Below are 23,470 nucleotides of genomic sequence, written 5' to 3' on the forward strand. Positions count from 1 at the left end.
GAGAACTGAAATGAGCTATACGGCGCCCATCAAGGACATGCTGTTCGTGATGAAAGAACTGGCCGGTCTCGAAGACATCGCGACCTTGCCGGGCTTCGAAGACGCGAACCTCGAGACGGCGCAAGCCGTCCTCGAAGAGTCGGCGAAACTGTGCGGTGGCGTGCTGGCGCCGTTGAATGCAGAAGGCGATCGCAATCCGAGCAGTTGGAAAGACGGCGCGGTCACCGCGACGCCCGGCTTCAAGGAAGCGTTTCGCCAGTTCGGCGAAGGCGGCTGGCAAGGCGTGCAACATCCCGTCGACTACGAAGGCCAAGGACTGCCGAAGCTGATCGCGACGCCGTGCGTCGAAATGCTCAACGCGTCGAATCTATCGTTCGCACTGTGCCCGTTGCTGACGGATGGCGCGATCGAAGCGCTGCTCACCGCCGGCACAGAAGCGCAAAAACAAACCTATGTGCCGAAGCTGATTTCCGGCGAGTGGACCGGCACGATGAACCTGACCGAGCCGCAGGCCGGTTCCGATCTCGCGTTGGTACGCACGCGCGCCGAGCCGCAAGGCGACGGTTCGTTCAAGCTGTTCGGCACGAAGATTTTCATCACCTGGGGCGAGCACGACATGGCGAAGAACATCGCGCATCTCGTGCTGGCCCGCACGCCGAATGCGCCGGAAGGCGTGAAGGGCATTTCGCTCTTCATCGTGCCGAAGTTTCTCGTCAATGACGACGGTTCGCTCGGCGAGCGCAACGACGTGCATTGCGTGTCGATCGAACACAAGCTCGGCATCAAGGCGAGCCCGACCGCGGTGCTGCAATTCGGCGACCACGGCGGCGCGGTCGGTCATCTGATCGGTGAAGAAAATCGCGGTCTGGAATACATGTTCATCATGATGAACGCGGCGCGTTTCGCTGTCGGCATGCAAGGCGTCGGCATTTCGGATCGCGCTTATCAGAAGGCGGTGGCGTACGCGAAAGATCGCGTGCAAAGCCGTCCCGTGGATGGTTCCGCGAAGCAGCCGGTCGCGATCATTCAACATCCGGACGTGCGCCGTATGCTCGCCACCATGCGCGGCCTCACCGAAGCGTCGCGCGCGCTGGCGTACGTGGCCGCGGCGCACTGCGACATCGCGCATCGTCATGCGGACGAAGGCAAGCGCGCCGAACATCAGGCGATCTACGAATACCTCGTACCGATCGTGAAGGGCTGGAGCACGGAGTTGTCGATCGATGTCACGAGCCTCGGCGTGCAGGTGCATGGCGGCATGGGCTTCATCGAAGAAACCGGCGCGGCGCAGTACTACCGCGATGCGCGCATTCTGACGATCTACGAAGGCACGACCGCGATTCAGGCGAACGACCTGATCGGCCGCAAGACCGTGCGGGACGGCGGCAAGGTGGCGAAGTCGCTGCTCGCCGAGGTGGCTGAAACGATCGAGGCACTCGGCGCGCAGCAAGGCCCGGCGTTCGATTCGATGAGGAAGTATCTCGCGCAGGGCCAGCGCTCGTTGAGCGCGGCAGTCGATTTCGTCGTGGCCAACACGAAGGGCGATCCGAACGCGGTGTTCGCAGGCAGCGTGCCGTATCTGAAGCTCGCGGGCATCGTGCTGGGCGGCTGGCAGATGGCGCGTGCGTTGCTCGTGGCGGCTCAGAAGCGCGACGAAGACCCGTCGTTCTACGGCGCCAAGATCGCGACCGCGCAGTTCTATGCGGAGCATGTGCTGCCGCTGGCGTCGGCGCTCGAAGCGTCGATTGTCAGCGCAAAGGGTGGAGAGAGTGTGCTGGCTTTGTCGGAAGATCAGTTCTGAGTTAACTTCTGCCTCGCTTAAAAACAAACGGCGCCTTGTGAGGCGCCGTTTGTTTTTATCGCGCTGGTCTGTGAGATCGCAAACCAGCGCCACCGCTCTCGCGAAGCGTCGTCGTTAAACCTTAAGCATAAGCCGGGCGATGCGCGCCGCCGATCTCGCCGAGATAGCGATGCACCGACAGATCGTCCGCCTTGATGGCCGGTTGCTTGCCCGACATCACGTCGGCAAGCAGTTGACCGGAGCCGCACGACATCGTCCAGCCCAACGTACCGTGGCCCGTGTTCAGGAACAGGTTCGGCACCGGAGTGCGGCCGACGATCGGCGTGCCGTCCGGCGTCATCGGACGCAGACCGGTCCAGAAGCTGGCCTTCGACGTATCGCCGCCGCCCGGGAACAGATCGTTCACGCACAGTTCCAGCGTTTCGCGACGCGCTTGGCGCAGCGATTTGTCGAAACCGACGATCTCGGCCATGCCGCCCACCCGAATCCGGTCGTCGAAACGGGTGATCGCGATCTTGTACGTTTCGTCGAGCACGGTCGACACTGGCGCCGACGCTTCGTTGACGATCGGAGCGGTGATCGAATAACCCTTGAGCGGATAGACCGGAATCTTCACCAGACCGGACAGGAACTGGGTCGAGTACGAACCCAGCGCGACGACGAACGAATCCGCGCGCACCAGTTCCTCGCCGCACTTCACGCCGGCGATGCGGCCACCCGCCATCGCGAGTGCGTCGATCGGCGTGTTGTAGCGGAATTTGACGCCGAGTTCCTCAGCCAGCGCGGCGAGCCGCGTGGTGAACATCTGGCAGTCGCCGGTTTCGTCGCCTGGCAGGCGCAGACCGCCGGTCAGCTTGTGCGACACCGCGGCGAGCGCCGGCTCGGCGCGCGCGAGTTCAGCCGGTGACAGCAGTTCATACGGCACATTGGCCTCCTGCAGCACGGCGATATCTTTCGCGGCGCCGTCGAATTGCTGCTGCGTGCGGAACACCTGAAGCGTGCCGCCAGTGCGGCCTTCGTACTGAATGCCGGTTTCAGCGCGCAGCGTTTGCAGGCAGTCGCGGCTGTATTCGGCGAGGCGGACCATGCGGCCCTTGTTCACTGCATAACGCGACGACGTGCAGTTCTGCAGCATCTGCCACATCCATTGCAACTGGAATTGCGTGCCGTCGAGGCGGATTGCCAGCGGCGCGTGCTTCTGGAACATCCACTTGACGGCCTTCAGCGGCACGCCAGGCGCGGCCCACGGCGACGCGTAGCCCGGCGAAATCTGGCCGGCATTGGCGAAACTGGTTTCGAGCGCCGGGCCGGCCTCGCGATCGATCACGGTCACTTCGTGCCCCGCGCGCGCCAGGTAATACGCGCTGGTCACGCCGACGACGCCACTGCCCAAAACGACGACTCGCATAGCTGCTCCAGGTATTCAAAATGAGGTCTGAGGGCGATGCGCTCGTCGATACGTTGGAATTCGTTCGATTCACGAGGTGTAATGCGGCTCGCCCAGTGTTAACCGCTATACTATTAACAGTGAAGTAGGTTTTGTTATTGTATTTTCAAGATTTTCAGAAAAAACATCATGCGTACACAGCGCCAACCGGTCCGGGCTCTCGACAAACTCGATCACAAGATCCTGCGGCTGCTGCAACAGGACGGCCGCATGGCCATGAAAGACCTGGCCGAACAGGTTGGACTGTCGGTCACGCCGTGCATCGAGCGCGTCAAGCGGATGGAGCGCGACGGCGTGATCACCGGGTACCACGCGCGCGTGAACCCGGCGGAATTGGGCGCGGCACTGCTGGTGTTCGTCGAGATCACGCTGGATCACAAGAGCGGCAACATGTTCGACCAGTTCCGACGCGAGGTGCAGAAGATTCCGGAAGTGCTGGAATGCCATCTCGTGTCGGGCGATTTCGACTATCTGATCAAGGCGCGCATCGGCGAAATGGCCGACTACCGGAAGTTGCTGGGCGACATCCTGCTGCAACTGCCCGGCGCGGTGCAGTCGAAAAGCTACGTGGTGATGGAAGAGATCAAGGAAACGCTGACGATCGCGGTCGGCGATTAGGCGGCGCGACGGCGCAGGGCGGGGCTCGACAAACGGCGTAAACACTGTATATTTGTACAGGTGTTTTGCGCCGTTTTTTGTCTTTGCGTGTGCCAGCCGTGACCGACTCCGAACCCCACTTCGTCAACGAATTTCCGATCGCACCGCCCGTGCCTCGCAAGGGCCGTGGCGCGGTGACGAACTTGCAAGGCCGCTACGAAGTCGACCAGCGCGAAGCGGTGGACGACGGCTGGCTGTCGTCGCCGGAAGACGATGACGAGCCCAAGGTCTTGCGCACGCAGATCTTCGAAGAGCGGGCCAAGACCATTCTCACGCGCAACGCGTCGCCGGATATTCCGTTCAGCGTGTCGCTGAACCCCTATCGCGGCTGCGAGCACGGCTGCATTTATTGCTTTGCGCGGCCCACGCACGCTTATCTGGGGCTGTCGCCGGGGCTCGACTTCGAAAGCCGGATCTACGCCAAGGTCAATGCGCCGGAGTTGCTCGAGCGGGAACTGTCGAGGAAGTCGTACGTGCCGGAGCCAATCGCGCTAGGCGTCAATACGGACGCCTGGCAACCGGTCGAGCGCGACTTGCGGCTCACGCGCAGGGTGATCGAAGTGCTCAGCGAGCGTCAGCATCCGTTTGCGGCGATCACCAAGTCGTCGCTGATCGAACGCGAACTCGATTTGCTGGCGCCCATGGCGGCGCGCGGGCAATTCATGGCGGCCATCACCATTACCACGCTGGACGCGGACATCGCTCGCACGCTGGAACCGCGGGCGGCCACGCCGTCGCGGCGGCTGCGCACCATCCGCACCTTGAGCGAGGCGGGCATTCCGGTCGGCGTCAGCATCGCGCCGGTGATTCCGTTCGTCACCGAACCGGATATGGAACGCGTGCTGGAGGCCTGTGCGGAGGCCGGCGCAAGCAATGCGAGCTATATCGTGCTGCGTCTTCCTTGGGAAGTCGCGCCGCTATTCAAGGACTGGCTCGCCGCGCACTTTCCCGATCGCGCTGACCGGGTGATGAGCCGCGTGCGGGACATGCGCGGCGGCAAGGACTACGACTCGTCCTTCTCCACGCGCATGAAGGGCGAAGGCTTGTGGGCGGATCTGCTCAAGCAGCGATTCCACAAGGCGGTGCGCCGCCTGGGCCTGAACCGGCGCGACCGCGGCATTCTGGATATGTCGCACTTTCGCCGGGTCGAGGCGGCGCGTCCCGCCGAACCGGCGCGCGATGATCCTCAACTGGATCTTTTTTAACGCGGCGCGCGCCGGATCACTGCGAGAGCGCTTTCGCCGCCTGCACCTGACTTTCGAAGTAGGTCTGGAACGAAATGGCGAGGCCGGTCATCAGCAGGAAGGCGCCGATCAGCAGCGAAAAAATCACGATGAAAATGACCGTCCAGCCGGAGCGGCTCTTGCGTTGGGTCTGAGCGTTGAACTGTGCGTCCCACTTTTCGTCCGGGCGCAACCCGTAGACGATCGCGGCGAGAAACGCCGCGAGTAGCGAGACCGCGCCGGGAAAGGCCAGCGCCCAGCCGAGCATCGACGACCGTTCGCTCGCCACCAGCAGCATGGCGCCCGGAATGCCGATCAGCGTGCCGATCACGTGAGCCCAGCCGTAGATGTCGCGCATGCCGTACAGATAGAAGCGATGCGCGCCAAGGCTGCCGAAGAAGAACGCCAGGGCGGCGGTAATCGTCTTGGATCTGAAACGCGGGGAAGTCGAAACAAGGGTGGACATGTAGGCCAGAGCAGAGTGACAGGCGGTCGAAAGGAGCGGCGCGCGGGCTCGCGCGGACCGACGCGCATTCTACGCCCGCCGCGGGCCGCCGGTCACGTGACGGGTGGTCGCGGTGGCGAGGCGGGTGGTGCGAGAAGCATTGGATCGAGTCGGTCGGCCGAGCGGGTTGTGTGAGATGCGCCGGAACGAGGGGCTGCAAGGGCGGCGAGATTCGTCTGACTGGCCGGACTTTCCGAGCGCCCAGTGTTCAAAGCGGTGAGTCGCTTGAGGCAGGCTACGGCGCCGAATAGGTGACGCGATAGACAGCGCCGGCGTAATCGTCGCTGATCAGGAGCGAACCATCCGGCAGTGGCAACACGTCGGCCGGGCGCCCCCACTCGCTCTCGCCGGACTGAAGCCAGCCTTCGGCAAAGACTTGCTGGCGCGCGTTGCTGCCGTCCGGGTCCGTAGTCACGTGGACGACGCGATAGCCGATCTTCTTGCTGCGATTCCACGATCCGTGCTCGGCGATAAAAATACTATTCCGGTAAGCGGGCGGAAACATCGATCCGCTGTAAAAGCGCATGCCGAGCGCCGCGACATGCGCACCGAGTTTGACCACGGGCGGCGTAAACGCGCTGCACGGATGGTCCTTGCCGAACTCGGGATCGGGCGTGTCGCCGCCGTGGCAGTACGGAAAGCCGAAATCCATCCCGGCGCGCGGCGCGCGGTTGAGCTTGTCGTCCGGCACGTCGTCGCCCAGCAGGTCGCGGCCGTTGTCGGTGAACCACAGTTCGTGCGTCACCGGATGCCACGCGAGGCCGACCGAGTTGCGGATGCCGCGCGCCACGACTTCGTAGTGACTGCCGTCCGGATTCATGCGGCCGATCAGTGCGAAGCGGTTGCGATCTTTCAGGCAGACGTTGCAGGGCGCGCCTTGCGGCACGTATAGCTTGCCGTCCGGGCCGAACGCTATGAATTTCCAGCCGTGGTGCGTCTCCGTGGGCAATGTATCGATCACGACGGCGGGGTTGGGCGGATCGTTCAGATGGGTGTCGATCGCATCGAAGCGTACGATTTTCGACACCTCGGAGACATAGAGCGCGCCATCGTGCCACGCCACGCCCGCTGGCGTTTCCAGCCCGGACGCGATCACATGGCGCGCCGTGACGCGTCCGTTTTGCAATTCGAGCGCGTACACGTGGCCGTCGAGGCTGCCTATATAAAGAATGCCCTTCGGCGAGAGCGCCATGGCTCGCGCGCTCGGCACGGCGTCCGACAAGACCGCGATATGGAAGCCTGGCGGCAGTTTGATTCGGTCCACCGGCAAAGCGGCGAGCGCCGGCAGGGCGGTTGCGGCGAGCAACACGGCGGCGCCTGCGCGCAGGCCCCGGCTTCGCAAAGCGAGCGCCAAGACGGCAATCCGCATGGCGGCGGCAAAAAAAGCGCGCAAAAACACAATTGGCAGCAGGAGTTTCACGGGCGCTCCGTCAGGTGATTCGGGCGTTTCGACGTGGTTCCGGGCTCCCGCCTGTATGGCCGGCGCAACCCCGTCGCTCAGTTTATCCGGGTAAGTGTTTGTTATGGCGTCGGTTTCCCGCTATAATCGCGTGTTTCAGTCGTTCCGAACCCCGGTTTTCAAGGATTCTAGTATGGTCATCATCCGCTTGGCTCGTGGCGGCTCCAAGAAGCGCCCGTTCTACAACATCGTCGCAACCGATTCGCGTAACCGTCGTGACGGCCGCTTCATCGAGCGCGTTGGCTTCTACAACCCGGTCGCTACGAAGGGTGAGTCGCTGCGTATCGCTCAGGACCGCCTGACGTACTGGCAAGGCGTTGGCGCACAACTGTCGCCGACCGTCGAGCGTCTCGTGAAGGAAGCTGCAAAGGCGCAGCCGGCTGCTTAATGGTAGCTAGCATGCGTATCGTCGTCGGGTCGACCGGCGGCTCGCGCGGTGTGCGTGAGCAGTCCGATGCGCGAGTTGTTTTGCTGAAGCAGGCGTCGAAGCTGGCAGCGAGGTTCTCTTATGTCTGAGCGTGATTCCGGCAGTTCTGGTCGCGTAAAGGCAGCAGCCCCGCGCGCGAAGACGTCTGATCAGGCGCCGTTCGGTGCATTCGTCCGCAAGCCGGTCGAAAAAGCCGAAGGCAAGGCGAAAGCCAATGTTGCAAACGCCGGTTCCGGTGCAGCAGAAATGCGCATGGAAACGGTGGAAAGCTGGCCGGCCGACGCGGTTGAGGTTGGCGCAATCGTCGACGCATACGGCCTCAAGGGCTGGGTCAAGGTAGCCGCTCATGCGGATGCCGGGCATGGCGGCGACGCTTTGCTGAGCGCGAAGCGCTGGTGGCTGCTCAAAGGCCAGGAGCGCAAGTCGGCGCCGTCGTTGCAAGCAAAAACGCATAGCGACAGTGTGGTTGCCCATCTGGGCGGCGTCACTGACCGTGATGTGGCGCTGGCACTGCGCGGCTCCCGCGTCTATATCAGCCGCAGCGAATTTCCGGCCCTCGAAGCCGACGAATTCTACTGGGTCGACCTGCTCGGCCTGGATGTGGTGAACGTTGCCGGGGTCAATCTCGGCAAGGTTGCAGACATGATCGACAACGGTGCGCACTCGGTGATGCGTATCGAATATCCGGCTACCGACAAAAGCGGCAAGCCGGCAACCGGCGAGCGTTTGATCCCGTTCGTCGGCGTCTTTGTCAAAACGGTGGATCAGGCGGCGAAGCAGATCACTGTCGACTGGGAAGCCGATTACTAAATAATTCGCTGAATGGAGAGAGCGATGCAGTTCGATGTCGTTACGCTCTTTCCTGACATGTTTCGCGCGCTGACCGACTGGGGTATCACCAGCCGTGCGGCGAAGCAGGAGCGCTACGGGTTGCGTACGTGGAATCCGCGCGATTTCACCACCGACAACTACCGCACGATCGACGATCGCCCGTACGGCGGCGGCCCCGGCATGGTGATGCTGGCCAAGCCGCTGGAAGACGCGATCGGCGCGGCGAAAGCAGCGCAGGCGGAGCAGGGCATCGGCGCGTCGCGCGTCGTGATGATGTCGCCGCAAGGCGCCACTCTGAATCACGACCGTGTCATGCAGTTCGCGGCCGAACCCGGTCTGATCCTGTTGTGCGGGCGCTATGAAGCGATCGATCAGCGTTTGCTGGACCGTGTCGTCGATGAAGAAGTCAGCCTTGGCGACTTCGTGCTGTCGGGCGGAGAATTGCCGGCCATGGCCTTGATGGATGCGGTGGTGCGTCAGTTGCCCGGTGTGCTCAACGACTCGCAGTCGGCGGTGCAGGATAGTTTTGTCGACGTGCTGCTGGATTGCCCGCATTACACGCGCCCCGAGGAATACGCTGGCGTGCGTGTGCCCGATGTGCTGCTCGGCGGCCATCATGCGGAGATCGAAGCGTGGCGTCGGCGCGAAGCCTTGCGCAACACGTTGAACAAACGGCCCGATCTGATCGTGAAGGCCAGAAAGAACAAGATGTTGAGCCGTGCCGACGAGGCATGGCTTGCGAGTCTCGCGAAGGAAGAGTCGAAGGCGTAAAGCCTTGGGTCTTTCGAGCGGACATTAGGCGGCGCCGCGCATGCGTGCACGGCGCCAGATGTGAACCCATCCTCTATCGGGGCCGTAGCCAAGTGTTTTCACGAGGCAGGTACGAACGTCGACAAGATGGACTTAGGAGTCAGTGATGAATCTGATTGCAATTCTCGAGCAGGAAGAAATCGGCCGCGCTCTCGGCGAGAAAACCATCCCCGAATTCGCTCCCGGCGATACGGTGATCGTCAGCGTGAACGTGGTTGAAGGCACGCGTAAGCGTGTTCAGGCTTACGAAGGCGTCGTGATCGCCAAGCGTAACCGTGGTCTGAATTCGTCGTTCATCGTCCGCAAGATTTTCGTCGGGCGAAGGCGTCGAGCGTACGTTCCAGACGTACTCGCCGCTGCTGGCAAGCATCGTCGTGAAGCGTCGTGGCGATGTGCGTCGTGCGAAGCTGTACTACCTGCGCGACCGTTCGGGCAAGTCGGCCCGGATCAAGGAAAAGCTGGTCTCGAAAGACCGCGCTGCTTCCCAAGCGTAAATGCTGTAAGAAAAAGCACCCCTCGCGGGTGCTTTTTTGTTTGCCAGGTCAAAATAGCGGAATGTCCCCTATCCGCTCATTTCGAGAGACCCGTTGACCCGCCCCGTCTTTGAGCCTGAAACCCTGCCTGTCGAAGCGACAGGCGCCGATCTGCCGCCGGTGGCGGGCGCGCGTCTCACGCCTGATGGCCTGCGCGCCCGCTTCGAGCAGCGTCTTGCCTGGACCCCCGAGCTCGTCGTCGATGCGCCCTGGCGCGATGCCCACGCCGATCCACGCGTCGCGGCGGTACTGGTGCCGCTGGTGGTCCGCGAGCACGGCCTGACCGTGCTGCTGACGCAGCGTGCCGACCATCTGAACGATCACGCTGGCCAGGTGAGCTTTCCAGGCGGCCGCCACGAACCGTTCGACGCCGATGCCACGGCCACCGCGCTGCGGGAAGCGGAGGAGGAGGTCGGCCTCGATCCATCGCGTGTGGAAATTCTCGGCGCATTGCCCGACTATCTGACGGGCACCGGTTTTCGTGTGACGCCGGTGATCGGCCTCGTGCATCCGCCGTTCACGGTGAAGGCGGACGCGCTCGAAGTGGCCGAAGTCTTCGAAGTGCCGCTCGCCTTCCTGATGAACCCCGTGCACCACGAAGTGCGCGTGTTCCGCTATGAAGGCGGCGAGCGCCGTTTCTTCGCGATGCCGTATCCGCGCGCCGCATCGGCTGAACCCGAGGAGAACGGCAGCGAAGTCGGCAGCCACTATTTCATCTGGGGTGCGACGGCGGCGATGCTGCGCAACTTCTATCGCTTCCTTGCGGCCTGAGTTGCACCGGACTGTGCAGTTGTCAGGTGTTTGTCGACGTCCGCGCTCAGTGGCATCCGACCCTGTGCTATCGTTATAAAACAATCGTAAAACTCGAAAAGCACGGCGCATCGCATGACTTTTTTCTCCGTATTGCTGGCTCTGATCATTGAACAGGTACGCGCGTTGTCGCCGAACAATCCGGTGTCGGCGTTGCTTCAATACCATGCGGAGTCGGCGGCGCACGGATTCGATGCCGGCAAGCCGAAGCACGGCTTGCTCGCCTGGCTCGTGGTGGTGGTGCCCTGGACGCTGGTCGTCGCGCTCGTCTACTACGTGCTCTATCACATTCACTTTGCGCTGGCGTTCCTGTGGAACGTCGCGGTGCTGTACTTCACGCTGGGCTTCCGCCAGTTCAGCCACTACTTCACGGACATCCACCTCGCGTTGAATAACGACGACGTGCCGCGCGCGCGTGAGATCCTGAACGAATGGACCGGGCTCGATACCGTCGACATGCCTGTCAGCGAGATCGTGCGCCATACGTTGATTCATGCGGTGGTCGCTTCGCATCGGCACGTGTTCGGCGTGTTCTTCTGGTTTCTGATTCCGGTCGGCCCGGCGGGCGCGGTGCTGTATCGGATTGCCGAATATCTGGCGCGCACGTGGGCACGGCCGGTCGACGACCGCACGGTCGCGTTTTCGAGCTTCGCGCAGCGCGCCTTCTTCGTGATCGACTGGGTGCCGGCGCGGCTGACGTCGCTGGGTTTCGCGATCGTCGGCAATTTCGAAGACGCGATTTATGCATGGCGCAACCATGCACGCCAGTGGCCGGATGCGAACGACGGCGTGTTGCTGGCCGCGGGTAGCGGTGCATTGGGCGCGCGTCTGAGCGGGCCGCTGGCTGAACCGTCGAGCCTCGACGCGCTCGCCACCGGCGACGGCGGCCCGATGCAGGTCGGCGACGACTGCACGCCGCGCACGCTGCAATCGGCCGTGGGTCTTGTGTGGCGCGCGGTAGTGTTGTGGATGATTTTGCTGCTGATGCTGACGATCGCGGTGTGGCTGGCTTGACGTCGCTACGCTAAGCGCTGCTCGCTACGAAAAAAGCCGGACAAACAATGTCCGGCTTTTTTTATCCGCTCATGGCGCTGCCACGATCAGCACGGTCAATAACGAGCCCCTTCACTCATCCCGCGGATCGCGCGCCGTCCCACACTGCCAGCACACCGTAAACTGCGCTTCGAGCGCCTCACCACACTGACGACATCGCCAGCCAGGCGACCCTGCCGCCGGCCCATGCAATGCCGCGTCGATCAACCTCCGCGCCATCGCCTCATCGCGTTCATCGACGAGCCAAAGCTCCGGCGAGCACTGATCCGCGGGAATATCACCGAGCGCGCCGTTCAGATAGCGGTTGTGCAGCTCGCAAGCAATGCCCGCGGTCGCCAGCACATTGACCCAATGCTGTCCGATGATCAGATTCGGCGCGCGCATCAGTTTCATGTCAGCGGACGATCTGACTGGCTTCATGCACGAGTTGCGCATACAACGCATGCCGTTCGCGGCGGATGCGGCCATCCGTCACCGCTTCGAGAATCGCGCAACCGGGCTCATGCAGATGATGGCAATTGTAGAACCGGCAGTTCGGCAGCAACGGCCGGAACTCCGGAAACGCGCGCTCCAGCCGGCCTTCGGTCAGATGATGCAGGCCGAATTCCTGGAATCCCGGCGAGTCGATCAACGCGCCGCCTTCGCCGTCCGCGCTGTCGGGCAGCGGATAGAGACGCGTGAAGGTCGTCGTATGGCGCCCGCTGTTCAACGCAGTAGAAATTTCGCGCGTGGCGACTTCGGCATCAGGAATCAGCAGATTCACGAGCGTCGATTTGCCCATGCCGGACTGGCCGAGCAACAGCGTCGAATGACCATGCAGATGTTCGATCAGCGCGGCACGCGCGGCTTCGGGCATCATCTTGATCGACACTTCCACGACCGTATACCCCAGCGCGCGATACGATTCGAGCCGCTTGCGCGCGCCTTCGAGCGCTTCGGTCACGTCGGTCTTGTTCAGCACGATCAACGGCTTCAACTCGTTCGCCTCAGCGGCGACGAGTGCGCGCCCGAGCAGGTCTTCGCTGAAATGAGGTTCAGTGGCGAGCACGATCAATAGCTGATCGAGGTTTGCAGCGAACAGTTTCGACTTGTACTGATCCGAGCGATACAGCAGATTGCGCCGCTCGCCGATTTCGACGATCACGCCCTGGTCCGCCGAGGCCAGCTCATAAATCACGCGATCGCCGACCGCCACTTCGCTGCGCTTGCCGCGCGGAAAGCATTGGAGCATGGCGCCGCCGTCATCCGGTGCGACCAGATAGTGGCGGCCATGCGCGGCCACCACGAGACCGCCTACGCGCGTGCTGGACGGCGCGCGCGGCGCTTTCGAGGAGCGGCCGCTCATGCGTGCCGCAGCAGGCGGTCGATCCGCTGCGACGCCGGCGGATGCGAATAGTAGAAGGCGGTGTAGAGCGGATCGGGCGTCAGGGTCGACGCATTGTCCTCGTACAGCTTGACGAGCGCGTTGACGAGGTCTTGCGCATCGGTCTGGGTCGCGGCGAACGCATCGGCTTCGAACTCGTGCTTGCGCGAGCTGAGGCTGCCGAGCGGCGTCACGAAGAACAGGAACACCGGCAGCGCGAGGAAGAACAGCACCAGCGCGAGGCCGCTATTGCCGCCGATCAGCGACGGCCGCACGCCCAGCCCTTCGTAGAACCACACGCACTGCGTGAGCCAGCCGAGCAGGGCGAGCATCGCGAGACTGATCGCGAAGGTGACGAGCATGCGTTTGATCACATGACGACGCTTGAAGTGGCCGAGTTCGTGCGCGAGCACGGCTTCGATCTCGCTGCCCGACAGGCGCGCGAGCAGCGTGTCGAAGAACACGATCCGCTTGGCCGCGCCGAAGCCGGTGAAGTAGGCGTTGCCGTGTGCCGAACGGCGGCTGCCGTCCATCACGAAGAGGCCCTTGGCGGCGAAGCCGCAGCGCTGCATCAGCGCCTCGATGCGGCTTTTCAGCGCTTCGTCCTTGAGCGGCTCGAACTTGTTGAAAAGCGGCGCGATAAACGACGGATACAGCACCAGCACGAGCATCTGAAAGGCGACCCACACGATCCACGTCCACAGCCACCACAGGCTGCCGGCCTGGTTCATCAACCACAGCACGACGAACAGCAGCGGCAGGCCGAACGCGGCGCCGAGCAGCACGCCCTTGATCCGGTCGACGAAGAAAATGCCTTTGCTCATGCGGTTGAAGCCGAAGCGCTGCTCGACCACGAACTGCCGGTAGTAGTCGAACGGCAGGTCGATCGCGCTGGTGATCGCAATCACCGCCGCGACCAGTGCGATCTGGCCGACGTAACCACGGCCGAGCCAGTCGGAGATGCCCAGATCGAGCGCTTGCACGCCGCCGAGCAGCGTGAGGCCGATCAGCACCGCCGCGCTGACGACGATCTCGATCATGGTGAGGCGGGTGCGCTCGACGGTGTAGTCGGCGGCGCGCTGGTGCGCCGTCAGCGCGATGGTGCCGGCGAATTGGCTCGGCACCTGCTCGCGATGGCCGGCCACGAAGCGGATCTGCCGCGACGCGAGCCACAGTTTGGTGCCGACCATCGCCACGACGGCGATGACGAACAGAACAGTGAAGTACAGGGTAGGCATCCGGGGATTCCGTGGTATCTATGCGAGAATTATATGTTTCTTCCCGCCTCGCGGCGGGGGATGGGCTCAAACTAGCCCAAACCAGCTTAATCCAATCTCAAACGAACAATTGCCGCGGCAGGCGGGCTTGCAGAGAAGCCGTTTGCCCGGCCATCAGGGCTGCCTTCATGACTGACATCCTCGCATCCACCGAACAGCCGCCGCTCGTGCGCAGCGACATGAATCTCGTCTGGCTGGACATGGAAATGACCGGGCTCGAGCCCGACTCCGACCGCATCATCGAAATCGCGGTGGTGGTGACGAATTCGACGCTCGACAGGATGCTCGAAGGCCCGGTACTGGCGATTCATCAGAGCGACGAGACGCTCGCCAAAATGGATCAGTGGAATCAGAACACGCACGGCCGCTCGGGGCTGATCGACCGCGTGAAGGCGTCCACGGTGAGCGAGGCTGACGCCACCGAACAGATCCGCGATTTCCTGAGCGTCTACGTGCCGCCGGGCAAATCGCCGATGTGCGGCAACTCGATCTGCCAGGACCGCCGCTTCATGGCACGCTGGATGCCGGATCTGGAGCGCTTCTTCCATTACCGCAATCTCGACGTCAGCACGTTGAAGGAACTGTGCCGCCGCTGGCAGCCGGCCATCTACAAGGGCTTCCAGAAACGCGCGATGCACACGGCGCTGGCCGATATCCACGAGTCGATCGACGAACTGAAGTACTACCGCGAGCACTTCCTGATCCCGTCGGCACCGGACGCCGCTGACGGCGCGGAATAAAACTGCGGAATAGCAGCAGTAGAAAAAGCGCGCCTAAGCCGGCCGGGGCGCGCGCTGCGCGTTCTTCGGCCGGAACGCCTTCACCACGTCGGCGTTGGTTTCCACGTACGGTCCGCCAATCAGGTCAATGCAGTACGGCACCGCGGCGAAAATGCCCGGCACCTTCACCGCGCCGCCTGCTTCGGCGTCGCGCAAGCCTTCCAGCGTTTCCTTGATCGACTTCGGCTGACCCGGCAGGTTGATGATCAGCGCCGCGTGCTCCGCCGTTTCGCGGATCACCGCGACCTGGCGCGACAGAATCGCGGTCGGCACGAAATTCAGGCTGATCTGCCGCATCTGTTCGCCGAAACCCGGCATTTCCTTGGTGGCGACGGCCAGCGTCGCCTCGGGCGTCACGTCGCGGCGCGACGGGCCGGTGCCGCCGGTGGTCAACACCAGATCGCAGCCGACTTCGTCCACCAGTTCGGTCAGCGTGGCGGAAATCGTCGGCGCGTCGTCCTGAATCAGGCGGGTGACCACTTGCCACGGCGAGGTGAGGGCCGCGCCGAGCCATTCCTGCAAGGCCGGAATGCCTTTGTCCTCGTACACGCCGGTGGACGCGCGGTCGCTGATCGACACGAGGCCGATCACGATTTCGTCGGGGTGCTTACGTGCCGCCTTAGGCGTCGCGGTCGTCATCGTCGTCTTCGTCCAGGGCGTCGTCGGCATCGGAATCGGCCTCAGCGGACGGGCCGTCCGCGTTCTTGATCCACTGGAACAGTTCGCGGAAGTAGCGTGGCGGCTTGCTCTGCTGCGCTTCCTTGCGGGCGTTGCGGATCAGCGTGCGGCCCTGCTGCGGGTCGGCGTTCGGGTGCTGGCGAATGAACTCGGTCAGCGCGGCGTCGTCGGCGAGCAGCTTTTCGCGGGTGCGCTCGATCCAGTGGAGCTTGGCCGTTTCCGCCTTGTTGACGCCGTTGTAGGTGTCGAGCGCGGTGCGCAGCGCGGCGGTTTCCTCGTCCAGCAGCGAGCGCATCACGCGGCCGACGTATTGCACCTGGCGGCGTTTGCCTTCGTGATCGGTGATGCGGCGCGCTTCGCGCACTGCGTCGTCGAGCTTTTCGGGCATCGGCATGCGCTTGAGCGCGTCTTTGGGCAGCGCGATCAGCGCCGAGCCCAGTTCCTGCAGCTCGTGCATTTCGCGCTTGAGCTGGGACTTGCTGGGACGGTCGTAGCCGTTCTCGTCGACTTCCGGCTCGGCGGATTCGATGGGTTGAATGCGGGTTTTGCGTGTCATTCCGATATTGTAGCGTGCCGCGCCCACCGCACCCGCGGTGCTGCCGCGCACCAGGGCCTCGCGCCTTGCGAAGCGATGGCGACGCGACGCTCAGGCGGCGGTGAGACGGCGGTGAGACGGCGGTGAGACGAGGCGCAGCGAATGCCAGGTACGGCATCGCGTACCTTGCTATGATCGCGGGATACGTAATCGGACACAGGCGCGGACATCGGCGCGCGCATGTGCCAGGCATGTGCGTGACCGGTGCGAACACAGCGAACACACTGGGCCACTCGGCCCCGAACAGGACGGCAACGACAATGGCAGCAGACATGGACGTCAAGCAGCGCTTTTTTCCGCATACCCAGGATGAACTGAAGGAAATCGCCTCGGACATCCTTCGTCACGCGAAGTCGCTCGGCGGTACCGACGCGGCGACCGAGATTTCCGAAGGCGACGGCCTGTCCGTCTCCGTGCGGCGCGGCGAAGTCGAGACGATCGAGCACAACCGCGACAAGATGGTCGGGGTGACGGTGTTCATCGGCAACAAGCGCGGCAATGCGAGCACTTCGGACTTCTCGTCGCAGGCTTTGAAGGACACGGTCGCGGCGGCCTACAACATCGCCCGCTTCACGGCGGAAGACGATTGCGCGGGTCTCGCCGAAGCGGAGTTGCTGGAAACGGCGCCGCGCGATCTCGATCTCTATCACCCGTGGAATTTGTCGGCCGACGAAGCGGTGGAGATCGCCCGCCGCTCGGAAGACGCCGCGTTCGCGACCGATCCGCAGATCAAGAATTCGGAAGGCGCAAGCGTTTCGGCACAGCACTCGCAGTTCGTGCTGGCCACCTCGCGCGGCTTCCTGGCCGGCTATCCGTACTCGCGCCATTACATCGCGTGCGCGCCGATTGCGGGCAGCGCCCGCAACATGCAGCGCGACGACTGGTACACGTCCACCCGCAGCGCCGAAGAGCTGGCCGATCCCGAAGCCGTGGGCCGTTACGCGGCGCAACGCGCGCTGGCGCGCATCGGCGCGCGCGGTCTGGATACGCGCAAGGTGCCGGTGCTGTTCGAAGCGCCGCTCGCCGCGGGCATTCTCGGTGCCTTCGTGCAGGCCACGAGCGGCGGCGCGCTGTATCGCAAGACCTCGTTCCTTGTCGATAGCCTGGGCAAACCGGTGTTCGCTCCGCACGTGCAGGTGGTCGAAGACCCGCACGTCGCCCGTGCCATGGGCAGCGCGCCGTTCGACGAAGAAGGCGTGCGCACCAAACAGCGTTCGGTGGTGAAGGACGGCGTGGTGGAGGGTTATTTCCTTTCTACCTACTCGGCACGCAAGCTCGGCATGCAAACCACCGGCAATGCCGGAGGCTCGCACAATCTGTCGCTGCGGAGCTCGAATACGCGCCCGGAAGACGACTTCGAAGAGATGCTGCGCAAGCTCGGCACAGGCCTGTTGCTGACCGAACTGATGGGGCAGGGCGTGAACTACGTGACGGGCGACTATTCGCGCGGCGCGTCGGGCTTCTGGGTCGAGAACGGCAAGATCCAGTATCCGGTCGAGGAGATCACGGTGGCGAGCACGCTGCAGGAGATGTTCCACCACATCGTCGCGATCGGCGCGGATACGATCACGCGCGGCACCAAGCAGACCGGCTCGGTGTTGATCGAGCGGATGACGATCGCGGGGCAATAACAGGGTTTCAGCCGCTGTTCGGCGCGCAAGTTGATTGGCCTGCGGGCCCGTAGAAACGAAAACGCCGCGCAATTGATTGCGTGGCGTTTTTTTATGTCAGGCGCCTTTGCGCTTGTACGTCACGAACGCGTAGTCGAAATCGTTCGGCGCATCGGCGCGATGCGTTTCATGCGCGACTTCTACCCACTCGTTTTCATCGAGTTCGGGGAATGTGGCGTCGCCTTCGAAGTCGGCGGAAATCTCGGTGATGATCAGCTTGTCCGCCTGCCGCAAACCTTCCGCATACAACTGCGCGCCGCCGATCAGAAACGCTTCCGGCGCCTGATCCTGAGCGGCGAGCTTGAGCGCGTCTTCGAGCGTGGTGGCCGCGTCGCAGCCCTGAAAGCGCCGCGTGGCATCCCGTGTCACGACGATGTTGCGGCGTCCCGGCAACGGCCGGCCGATCGACTCATGCGTCTTGCGGCCCATGATGATGGGCGCGCCCATGGTCGTGCGCTTGAAGAACGCGAGGTCTTCGGGAAGTCGCCAGGGCAACTGGTTGTCGCGGCCGATCACGCCGTTGTTGGCGCGAGCGACGATCAAGGTGAGCGTCGTCATCGAATGGAAAGGGGAACGTAACCGGACTGATTCTACCTGACGCGCGGCCCCGCGCCGCGGCGGCGGGTTTCGGCCCGGCTGCGGCCGGTGCGGCCGCAGCGCAGCCGGCCGGGACGCGCCGCGCAAACCACGCGCGCGCCGCAGCCGGACGCGGCTGCCAGATCACGCGGCTTCACCCAGCTTCATGAGACGCCGCCGGCCGTGCCCAGCCCGCGCCGCCTCATTCCTGCGCGCTGTCGTCCGCGGCGAATGCCGCCTTCTCGTCGGCGGCGCTCAATTCGCGCAAGCCGTGCTGACCCATCAGCCGGTACAGCGTCACGCGCGAAATACTCAGATCCATCGCCGCCTCGTTCAGCCGATGTCGATGACGCAGCAGCGCCGCTTCGATCGCGCGCTTCTCGGCGGCCTCGCGCGCTTGCGAGAGCGTCATGGTCTGCTGCGCGGTGAAGTGCGCGAGATCGAGGTCGTCGGCGGAAATCAGCTTATTCTCCGCCATCACGATCGCGCGGCGCACCCGGTTGATCAGCTCGCGCACGTTGCCGGGCCAGTTGTAGTTGTAGAGCGCCTCGATCGCCGACGGCGTGAAGCCGCAGATCTTGCGCGCGCTGTCGGTCTTGTACTAGTGCAGGATGTGCTGCGCGAGAATCTCGATGTCCTTGCCGCGCGCGCAGCGGCGGCTCGTCCACACGCAGCACGCAGAGCCGATGGAACAGGTCGGCGCGAAACCGGCCGTCGCGCATCGCGACTTCCAGATCGACGTGCGTCGCGGAAATGATCCGCACGTCGACCGGAATCGATTCGCGTCCGCCGAGCCGCTCGATCTTGCCTTCCTGCAAAAAGCGCAGCAGGCTCGCCTGGCTCTCGAGCGGCAGGTCGCCGATTTCGTCGAGCAGCAGCGTGCCGCCGTCGGCGGCTTCGACGCGACCGATCTTGCGTTGATTCGCGCCGGTGCACGCGTCGCGTTCATAGCCGAATAATTCGGATTGCAGCAGATGGTGCGGAATCGCGCCGCAATTAATCGCGATGAACGGCGCCTTGCGGCGCGGCGAACGCTCGTGGATCGCCAGCGCGGTCAGCTCCTTGCCGGTGCCCGACTCGCCGGAGATGAACACGCTCGCGTCAGTGTTCGCCACCTTGCGAATGGTGCGAAAGAGTTGCTGCATGGCTTCGCAGGTGCCGACCATTTCCTCGTCGCCCGACTCGCTCACGGGCGGCGCGACTTCGGGATCGCACAGCGTCACCATGCCGAACGCGTGCCCGACCAGATAGTCGATCGTGGTGTGGGCCACCGGCACCTTGACGAAGTCGAAGCAGTAGTGGAGCACGAGGCGCCGCACCACGGGATCGTTGAGCCGTTCGTTGGTGGCGAGCGCGATCCAGCCGACCTGCTGGTGGCGCAGGCTCGCTTCGAGTCCGGCGAGGTCGCGCGGCGGAAAGCTCGCCAGATCGACGATGCCCGCGCAAGCCACATCGGGATTCACCAGACGGCCCAGCTCATGCGCCGAGCGTGCCGCCGGTCGACACCGTGATCTGGTTGGCCTGCGCGTTGTTCAGACCGGCCGTTTCGTTGACGGCGAACGCGCCCGTCACGCCGGCTGCGGCGCCGTTGGCGATGGTCGAGGTCGCGCCGATCGTCGGCACCGGCTGCGCGTGGGCGTGCCCGCCACCAGGGCGGCGCCCATGCAGAGGCACAGCGCCGCTTGCAGCGAACGGAGCTTGTGCCGGCCAATGAGCGGATTCATTTCAACCCTCCGAGCGCGCCGGTGAGCGTGTTCGACAGCGGTGCCAGCGCGCCCGTCACCGACGAGCTGATGGTCCCGCCGATGCCCGGCGCGGGCAGGCCGATGCCGCCGGAATTGAGCGCTACGTTGTTGCCGGTGGCTTTGCCGCTGAGGATCTGGGTGACCGCCTGCATGCCGGTGCCGCCGAGCACGCCGCCGGCTGCCACTCCGCTGGACCCATGCGCATTCGTCAGATCGGTATCGCCCACGATCGTGGCGACCGCCGGATTGAATGAGTTGGCCGGGAAAGTGGTGGCGCGCACGGCGACCGGGTCCTGACTCTTCGGCACCGGTACGAAGGCGTCGCGCGGTGTAATCGTGCGCTCGACGATGATGTCGCCCGGATTGACGGCCTGCTGCGCGATGGCGTCGACGGTAAAAGAGGCGCTGAGCAGGACCAGGACGCTTGCCAGTGCCGCCGGCAACGAGGTGTGCGCCGACACGCGCGACCCGAGTGCGCGCGGCGTCCGGATGGAGGTAGTCATGTCGTTCCTTGCTTGCGTCTTGTGTTTCTTGTTCGCGGGCCGTGTGTCCGCCACACCGCCACCCCTGTTTTTTGCTTCGTTATTTTGTTCGGCTACTTTCTTTGGTAGTTGGCGACGTTGCCCTGTGCGGCGCGCGCCGCGTCGATCGGAATCGGTAAGGGCGAGGGCGGAGCAATCTCGTCCCACAGCGTCACGCTGTTGCCGCTGCCGCCGTTGCCGCGCATGAGTTGCGGTGTAGTGGCGACCATCACCATGCCGACCGCGCCGCCGCGTTGCCGCGAGAGCACCTGGTCGTCGAGCGAAAAATCGTTCACGGATGCACCATCGGCCGGAATGCTCAGCACGTTGGCGGCAAGCTGGGGGAAAGCGATGACGGCGCGCGTCGTCGTGTCGGATGAAGAGGGCGCGGCGATCGCGGTGTTCGCGAAGGTGGCGGAGCCTGGGTCGGCGGATTCCGTCAGCGTGGCGAATGGAGCCCCTCCGGCTTCCTGTGCGTTGGCGCCAATGGGCAGCACGATTAGTGCGATTGCGGTGCAAAGTGCCGCGCATGGTGCAACCTTGCCCAGGTCGATGCGGAAAGCGAGTCGCATGATGTGTCTCCTTGGTGCATGACATTTAGCGAAACGTGTGCCATCGCTCGCAATCCATTGATGCATCGGCAGGCGAGTCAAAACGCGGGAGTCACAATTGAGAAAACGGACAAAAACGTTTCAGCGTTGAAACGATGAGCAGGAAATACCTGTAATTCGTTAATCCGGCCGGTACGAACTACCATGGGGTCTACGCCAGGAAAAGCGCTTCCACTAATGATTTATTCGTCGGCTGAATAAGTCTTTATCGCCCGCGGAGCGGCGCTGGGTAAGGAGTGCGCGATTAAATTCGCATAATTGTTTTCCAAGCGGCGCGCGTATAGTAAGCTCTCGAAAAAGAGCTTCAGATTTAAAAAAGCCCGCTAACGGGCCGTCTCAAACACACACGCCGCTTTCTTGGGGATCAGCTGTCCGCACGGAATGGAATGGCCGTTCGGTTTTTGCTATATCGCGAATCCCGAACGAGTCAGCGTGTCTGAACTTGTTTCAGGTGCGTGCGTCATCCTTAACGTTCGTTGACGAGAGGATCTGAATAATGGAACCCGCAACGCGGCAACTGATTTACGTTTCGCGCGATCCGAGCGCGGAGCTGAATACTCGGTTTCACCAGCGCGGCTGGCATGTGGAAGTCGTAGGATCGGCGCGCGACGTGCGCCGGGCAGTTCGCGCCGGAATGGCGGCTGGCGGCCTGCTTGACCTGTCTAGCGAATTTCAGCCACACGAAATCGCCGCCTTCGAATCCTGCCTGACCATGCCGAACGTCGGCTGGGTCGCGGCCACCATGCCGGGGCAATTGCAGGACGCCGCGTTGCGCCGGCTCGTGCGCGACTATTGTTTCGACTACGTGACGGTGCCGTATTCGGGCGACAGGATCGTCGATTCCGTCGGTCACGCCTACGGCATGATCTCCCTCGGCGAAACGGCTTCCAACGATGCCTCCCAAGGCGCCGAAGGCGAAATGGTCGGCTCGTGCGACGCCATGCTCGCGCTGTTCCGTTCTATCCGCAAAGTGGCGATGACCGACGCACCGGTGTTCATCTCGGGCGAATCGGGCACCGGCAAGGAACTGACGGCGGTCGCGATTCACGAACGTTCGGCGCGGCGCAATGCGCCTTTCGTGCCGATCAACTGCGGCGCGATTCCGCCGCATCTGCTGCAATCCGAACTATTCGGCTACGAACGCGGCGCGTTCACCGGCGCCAATCAGCGCAAGATCGGCCGGGTGGAAGCGGCGAACGGCGGCACGCTCTTTCTGGACGAAATCGGCGACCTGCCGCTCGAAAGCCAGGCGAGCCTGCTGCGCTTCCTGCAGGAGCGCAAGGTGGAGCGGCTGGGCGGGCACGGCGCGATCGACGTCGACGTGCGGATCATCTCAGCCACCCACGTGGATATGACCGCGGCGATGATCGAAGGACGGTTCCGTTCCGACCTCTACCACCGCCTGTGCGTGTTGCAGATCGACGAACCGCCGCTGCGCGCGCGCGGCAAGGATATCGAACTGCTGGCGCGGCACATGCTGGAACGTTTCAAGAAAGATGCAAGCCGCCGCTTGCGCGGCTTCGCGCCGGACGCGATCGCGGCGCTGCATAACTACGGTTGGCCGGGCAATGTGCGCGAGTTGATCAACCGCGTGCGGCGCGCCATCGTGATGTCGGAAGGGCGCGCGATCACGGCGCGCGATCTGGAACTCGCGGAATACGTGGAGATCGTGCCGGTGTCGCTCGCGCAGGCGCGTGAAGCGGCCGAACGTCAGGCGATCGAACTGGCGCTGTTGCGTCACCGCGGGCGTCTCGGCGACGCCGCGCAGGAACTCGGCATCTCGCGCGTCACGTTGTACCGGCTGCTGTGCTCGCACGGCATGCGCCATATGGAAGGGGAGCCGCTCGCCACGCCGCACGGCGAATTGCCGGCTTCGGTGCCGCATCTGTAAATCGTTTGACGGGCCTCGCGGGTCTCGTGGGCCGGTAAACGATTTCAGTGGTTCGTCCAGCGCGCATCGAGCGGTCCTGTGACTGGCCGCGTGCCGTCCTCTCGCCCCAACCTCGCACTACCTCGCGTCACCTTTCCCTCGATATTTTCGATGCCGCGCGCCGTGACCGGGCGTCGTCCCGTCGCGCTTGTTAAAATCGGGTTTTCCG

Annotated in this window: 23 protein-coding genes and 2 pseudogenes; 12 read left to right on the forward strand and 13 right to left on the reverse strand. The window is 63.6% G+C overall.

Annotated features, from left to right (window positions below):
* Positions 1 to 10 precede the first annotated feature (10 nt).
* Positions 11 to 1,801, forward strand: a complete 1,791-nt coding sequence (locus tag B0G74_RS02535) for an acyl-CoA dehydrogenase (protein WP_132373521.1) — start codon at positions 11 to 13, stop codon at positions 1,799 to 1,801.
* Between the two features lie 121 nt (positions 1,802 to 1,922).
* Here B0G74_RS02535 and B0G74_RS02540 read toward each other — a convergent pair whose 3' ends face one another.
* A complete protein-coding gene (locus B0G74_RS02540) occupies positions 1,923 to 3,209 on the reverse strand; it encodes a D-amino acid dehydrogenase (RefSeq protein ID WP_132373522.1) in 1,287 nt (428 codons plus the stop codon).
* 168 nt (positions 3,210 to 3,377) lie between these two features.
* On the opposite strand from B0G74_RS02540, the gene B0G74_RS02545 reads away from it, so the two are divergent.
* Complete coding sequence (locus tag B0G74_RS02545) at positions 3,378 to 3,866, forward strand: Lrp/AsnC ligand binding domain-containing protein (protein ID WP_007180908.1); 489 nt, start codon at positions 3,378 to 3,380, stop codon at positions 3,864 to 3,866.
* A gap of 98 nt (positions 3,867 to 3,964) precedes the next feature.
* Positions 3,965 to 5,110, forward strand: a complete 1,146-nt coding sequence (locus B0G74_RS02550) for a PA0069 family radical SAM protein (RefSeq protein ID WP_132373523.1) — start codon at positions 3,965 to 3,967, stop codon at positions 5,108 to 5,110.
* Positions 5,111 to 5,126: 16 nt separating this feature from the next.
* On the opposite strand, the gene B0G74_RS02555 is transcribed toward B0G74_RS02550, so the two are convergent.
* On the reverse strand, positions 5,127 to 5,594 hold the full coding sequence (locus B0G74_RS02555; RefSeq protein WP_132373524.1) for an NINE protein: 468 nt from the start codon (positions 5,592 to 5,594) through the stop codon (positions 5,127 to 5,129).
* 274 nt (positions 5,595 to 5,868) lie between these two features.
* Positions 5,869 to 7,053: a sorbosone dehydrogenase family protein gene (locus tag B0G74_RS02560; protein ID WP_132373525.1), complete on the reverse strand. Its 1,185-nt coding sequence runs from the start codon at positions 7,051 to 7,053 to the stop codon at positions 5,869 to 5,871.
* Positions 7,054 to 7,225: 172 nt separating this feature from the next.
* Here B0G74_RS02560 and rpsP point away from each other — a divergent pair, with 172 nt between their 5' ends.
* From rpsP to B0G74_RS02590, 6 genes and pseudogenes are all read left to right on the forward strand, one after another.
* Complete coding sequence (gene rpsP, locus B0G74_RS02565; protein WP_007180912.1) at positions 7,226 to 7,480, forward strand: 30S ribosomal protein S16; 255 nt, start codon at positions 7,226 to 7,228, stop codon at positions 7,478 to 7,480.
* A 120-nt stretch (positions 7,481 to 7,600) separates the two neighbouring features.
* Positions 7,601 to 8,329, forward strand: coding sequence for a ribosome maturation factor RimM (rimM, locus tag B0G74_RS02570; RefSeq protein WP_132373526.1), 729 nt, complete (start codon positions 7,601 to 7,603; stop codon positions 8,327 to 8,329).
* 24 nt (positions 8,330 to 8,353) lie between these two features.
* On the forward strand, positions 8,354 to 9,121 hold the full coding sequence (gene trmD, locus B0G74_RS02575) for a tRNA (guanosine(37)-N1)-methyltransferase TrmD (RefSeq protein WP_132373527.1): 768 nt from the start codon (positions 8,354 to 8,356) through the stop codon (positions 9,119 to 9,121).
* 145 nt (positions 9,122 to 9,266) lie between these two features.
* Positions 9,267 to 9,654, forward strand: a pseudogene (gene rplS / locus B0G74_RS02580) (50S ribosomal protein L19).
* 93 nt (positions 9,655 to 9,747) lie between these two features.
* Positions 9,748 to 10,464 carry a CoA pyrophosphatase gene (locus B0G74_RS02585; RefSeq protein WP_132373528.1) on the forward strand — a complete coding sequence of 239 codons (717 nt, stop codon included), beginning with the start codon at positions 9,748 to 9,750 and terminating at the stop codon, positions 10,462 to 10,464.
* A 114-nt stretch (positions 10,465 to 10,578) separates the two neighbouring features.
* Positions 10,579 to 11,517 (forward strand): CobD/CbiB family protein, encoded by a 939-nt coding sequence (locus B0G74_RS02590; RefSeq protein ID WP_012433946.1) that lies wholly within the window; start codon positions 10,579 to 10,581, stop codon positions 11,515 to 11,517.
* A gap of 111 nt (positions 11,518 to 11,628) precedes the next feature.
* On the opposite strand, the gene B0G74_RS02595 is transcribed toward B0G74_RS02590, so the two are convergent.
* From B0G74_RS02595 to B0G74_RS02605, 3 genes are read right to left on the reverse strand one after another with little or no spacing between them, the layout of a single operon-like run.
* On the reverse strand, positions 11,629 to 11,949 hold the full coding sequence (locus tag B0G74_RS02595) for a DUF2007 domain-containing protein (protein WP_132376821.1): 321 nt from the start codon (positions 11,947 to 11,949) through the stop codon (positions 11,629 to 11,631).
* A 1-nt stretch (position 11,950) separates the two neighbouring features.
* Positions 11,951 to 12,901: a ribosome small subunit-dependent GTPase A gene (rsgA, locus tag B0G74_RS02600; protein ID WP_132373529.1), complete on the reverse strand. Its 951-nt coding sequence runs from the start codon at positions 12,899 to 12,901 to the stop codon at positions 11,951 to 11,953.
* Positions 12,898 to 14,157 carry a M48 family metallopeptidase gene (locus B0G74_RS02605; RefSeq protein ID WP_132373530.1) on the reverse strand — a complete coding sequence of 420 codons (1,260 nt, stop codon included), beginning with the start codon at positions 14,155 to 14,157 and terminating at the stop codon, positions 12,898 to 12,900. Before B0G74_RS02605 ends, rsgA begins: the two co-directional genes overlap by 4 nt.
* Positions 14,158 to 14,324: 167 nt before the next feature.
* On the opposite strand from B0G74_RS02605, the gene orn reads away from it, so the two are divergent.
* The gene (gene orn / locus B0G74_RS02610; RefSeq protein WP_132373531.1) at positions 14,325 to 14,936 is read left to right on the forward strand and encodes an oligoribonuclease; all 612 of its coding nucleotides are present in this window, start codon (positions 14,325 to 14,327) and stop codon (positions 14,934 to 14,936) included.
* 33 nt (positions 14,937 to 14,969) lie between these two features.
* On the opposite strand, the gene mog is transcribed toward orn, so the two are convergent.
* Together mog and yjgA are read right to left on the reverse strand one after the other, a co-directional pair.
* Positions 14,970 to 15,614: a molybdopterin adenylyltransferase gene (mog, locus tag B0G74_RS02615; protein ID WP_132373532.1), complete on the reverse strand. Its 645-nt coding sequence runs from the start codon at positions 15,612 to 15,614 to the stop codon at positions 14,970 to 14,972.
* Positions 15,595 to 16,209, reverse strand: coding sequence for a ribosome biogenesis factor YjgA (yjgA, locus tag B0G74_RS02620; protein ID WP_132376822.1), 615 nt, complete (start codon positions 16,207 to 16,209; stop codon positions 15,595 to 15,597). The genes mog and yjgA overlap by 20 nt, the downstream gene beginning before the upstream one ends.
* A gap of 299 nt (positions 16,210 to 16,508) precedes the next feature.
* Between yjgA and pmbA the strand changes: the two genes are divergently transcribed.
* Complete coding sequence (pmbA, locus tag B0G74_RS02625) at positions 16,509 to 17,879, forward strand: metalloprotease PmbA (protein ID WP_132373533.1); 1,371 nt, start codon at positions 16,509 to 16,511, stop codon at positions 17,877 to 17,879.
* A gap of 96 nt (positions 17,880 to 17,975) precedes the next feature.
* Here the strand turns inward: pmbA and B0G74_RS02630 are convergent, their stop codons facing one another.
* The 5 genes and pseudogenes from B0G74_RS02630 to B0G74_RS02650 form a co-directional block, all read right to left on the reverse strand.
* Complete coding sequence (locus B0G74_RS02630) at positions 17,976 to 18,476, reverse strand: dihydrofolate reductase (RefSeq protein WP_132373534.1); 501 nt, start codon at positions 18,474 to 18,476, stop codon at positions 17,976 to 17,978.
* Between the two features lie 220 nt (positions 18,477 to 18,696).
* Positions 18,697 to 19,987: pseudogene (locus B0G74_RS02635) on the reverse strand (sigma-54 dependent transcriptional regulator); the annotation flags it as partial.
* Complete coding sequence (locus tag B0G74_RS46415) at positions 19,971 to 20,117, reverse strand: hypothetical protein (RefSeq protein WP_243658098.1); 147 nt, start codon at positions 20,115 to 20,117, stop codon at positions 19,971 to 19,973. The pseudogene B0G74_RS02635 and the gene B0G74_RS46415, both read right to left, overlap by 17 nt.
* A gap of 97 nt (positions 20,118 to 20,214) precedes the next feature.
* Positions 20,215 to 20,742 (reverse strand): hypothetical protein, encoded by a 528-nt coding sequence (locus tag B0G74_RS02645; protein ID WP_132373535.1) that lies wholly within the window; start codon positions 20,740 to 20,742, stop codon positions 20,215 to 20,217.
* Between the two features lie 92 nt (positions 20,743 to 20,834).
* Entirely contained in the window at positions 20,835 to 21,332 is a 498-nt protein-coding gene (locus B0G74_RS02650) for a hypothetical protein (RefSeq protein WP_132373536.1), read from the reverse strand.
* A 535-nt stretch (positions 21,333 to 21,867) separates the two neighbouring features.
* Between B0G74_RS02650 and B0G74_RS02655 the strand changes: the two genes are divergently transcribed.
* Positions 21,868 to 23,262: a sigma-54 dependent transcriptional regulator gene (locus B0G74_RS02655; RefSeq protein WP_106283797.1), complete on the forward strand. Its 1,395-nt coding sequence runs from the start codon at positions 21,868 to 21,870 to the stop codon at positions 23,260 to 23,262.
* Positions 23,263 to 23,470: the final 208 nt, after the last annotated feature.

Source organism: Paraburkholderia sp. BL9I2N2 (assembly GCF_004339745.1).
GTDB lineage: Bacteria > Pseudomonadota > Gammaproteobacteria > Burkholderiales > Burkholderiaceae > Paraburkholderia.

What these genes read in the sequence shown, in the direction of transcription:
- mog (WP_132373532.1), bottom strand. Translation starts at nt 15,614, where the DNA reads ATGACGACCGCGACGCCTAAGGCGGCACGTAAGCACCCCGACGAAATC.
- B0G74_RS02545 (WP_007180908.1), top strand. Translation starts at nt 3,378, where the DNA reads ATGCGTACACAGCGCCAACCGGTCCGGGCTCTCGACAAACTCGATCAC.
- B0G74_RS02630 (WP_132373534.1), bottom strand. Translation starts at nt 18,476, where the DNA reads ATGACGACGCTCACCTTGATCGTCGCTCGCGCCAACAACGGCGTGATC.
- trmD (WP_132373527.1), top strand. Translation starts at nt 8,354, where the DNA reads ATGCAGTTCGATGTCGTTACGCTCTTTCCTGACATGTTTCGCGCGCTG.
- rsgA (WP_132373529.1), bottom strand. Translation starts at nt 12,901, where the DNA reads ATGAGCGGCCGCTCCTCGAAAGCGCCGCGCGCGCCGTCCAGCACGCGC.
- B0G74_RS02535 (WP_132373521.1), top strand. Translation starts at nt 11, where the DNA reads ATGAGCTATACGGCGCCCATCAAGGACATGCTGTTCGTGATGAAAGAA.
- B0G74_RS02655 (WP_106283797.1), top strand. Translation starts at nt 21,868, where the DNA reads ATGGAACCCGCAACGCGGCAACTGATTTACGTTTCGCGCGATCCGAGC.
- rpsP (WP_007180912.1), top strand. Translation starts at nt 7,226, where the DNA reads ATGGTCATCATCCGCTTGGCTCGTGGCGGCTCCAAGAAGCGCCCGTTC.
- B0G74_RS02650 (WP_132373536.1), bottom strand. Translation starts at nt 21,332, where the DNA reads ATGCGACTCGCTTTCCGCATCGACCTGGGCAAGGTTGCACCATGCGCG.
- B0G74_RS02555 (WP_132373524.1), bottom strand. Translation starts at nt 5,594, where the DNA reads ATGTCCACCCTTGTTTCGACTTCCCCGCGTTTCAGATCCAAGACGATT.
- B0G74_RS02540 (WP_132373522.1), bottom strand. Translation starts at nt 3,209, where the DNA reads ATGCGAGTCGTCGTTTTGGGCAGTGGCGTCGTCGGCGTGACCAGCGCG.
- orn (WP_132373531.1), top strand. Translation starts at nt 14,325, where the DNA reads ATGACTGACATCCTCGCATCCACCGAACAGCCGCCGCTCGTGCGCAGC.
- rimM (WP_132373526.1), top strand. Translation starts at nt 7,601, where the DNA reads ATGTCTGAGCGTGATTCCGGCAGTTCTGGTCGCGTAAAGGCAGCAGCC.
- B0G74_RS02595 (WP_132376821.1), bottom strand. Translation starts at nt 11,949, where the DNA reads ATGAAACTGATGCGCGCGCCGAATCTGATCATCGGACAGCATTGGGTC.
- yjgA (WP_132376822.1), bottom strand. Translation starts at nt 16,209, where the DNA reads ATGACACGCAAAACCCGCATTCAACCCATCGAATCCGCCGAGCCGGAA.
- B0G74_RS02605 (WP_132373530.1), bottom strand. Translation starts at nt 14,157, where the DNA reads ATGCCTACCCTGTACTTCACTGTTCTGTTCGTCATCGCCGTCGTGGCG.
- pmbA (WP_132373533.1), top strand. Translation starts at nt 16,509, where the DNA reads ATGGCAGCAGACATGGACGTCAAGCAGCGCTTTTTTCCGCATACCCAG.
- B0G74_RS02645 (WP_132373535.1), bottom strand. Translation starts at nt 20,742, where the DNA reads ATGACTACCTCCATCCGGACGCCGCGCGCACTCGGGTCGCGCGTGTCG.
- B0G74_RS02590 (WP_012433946.1), top strand. Translation starts at nt 10,579, where the DNA reads ATGACTTTTTTCTCCGTATTGCTGGCTCTGATCATTGAACAGGTACGC.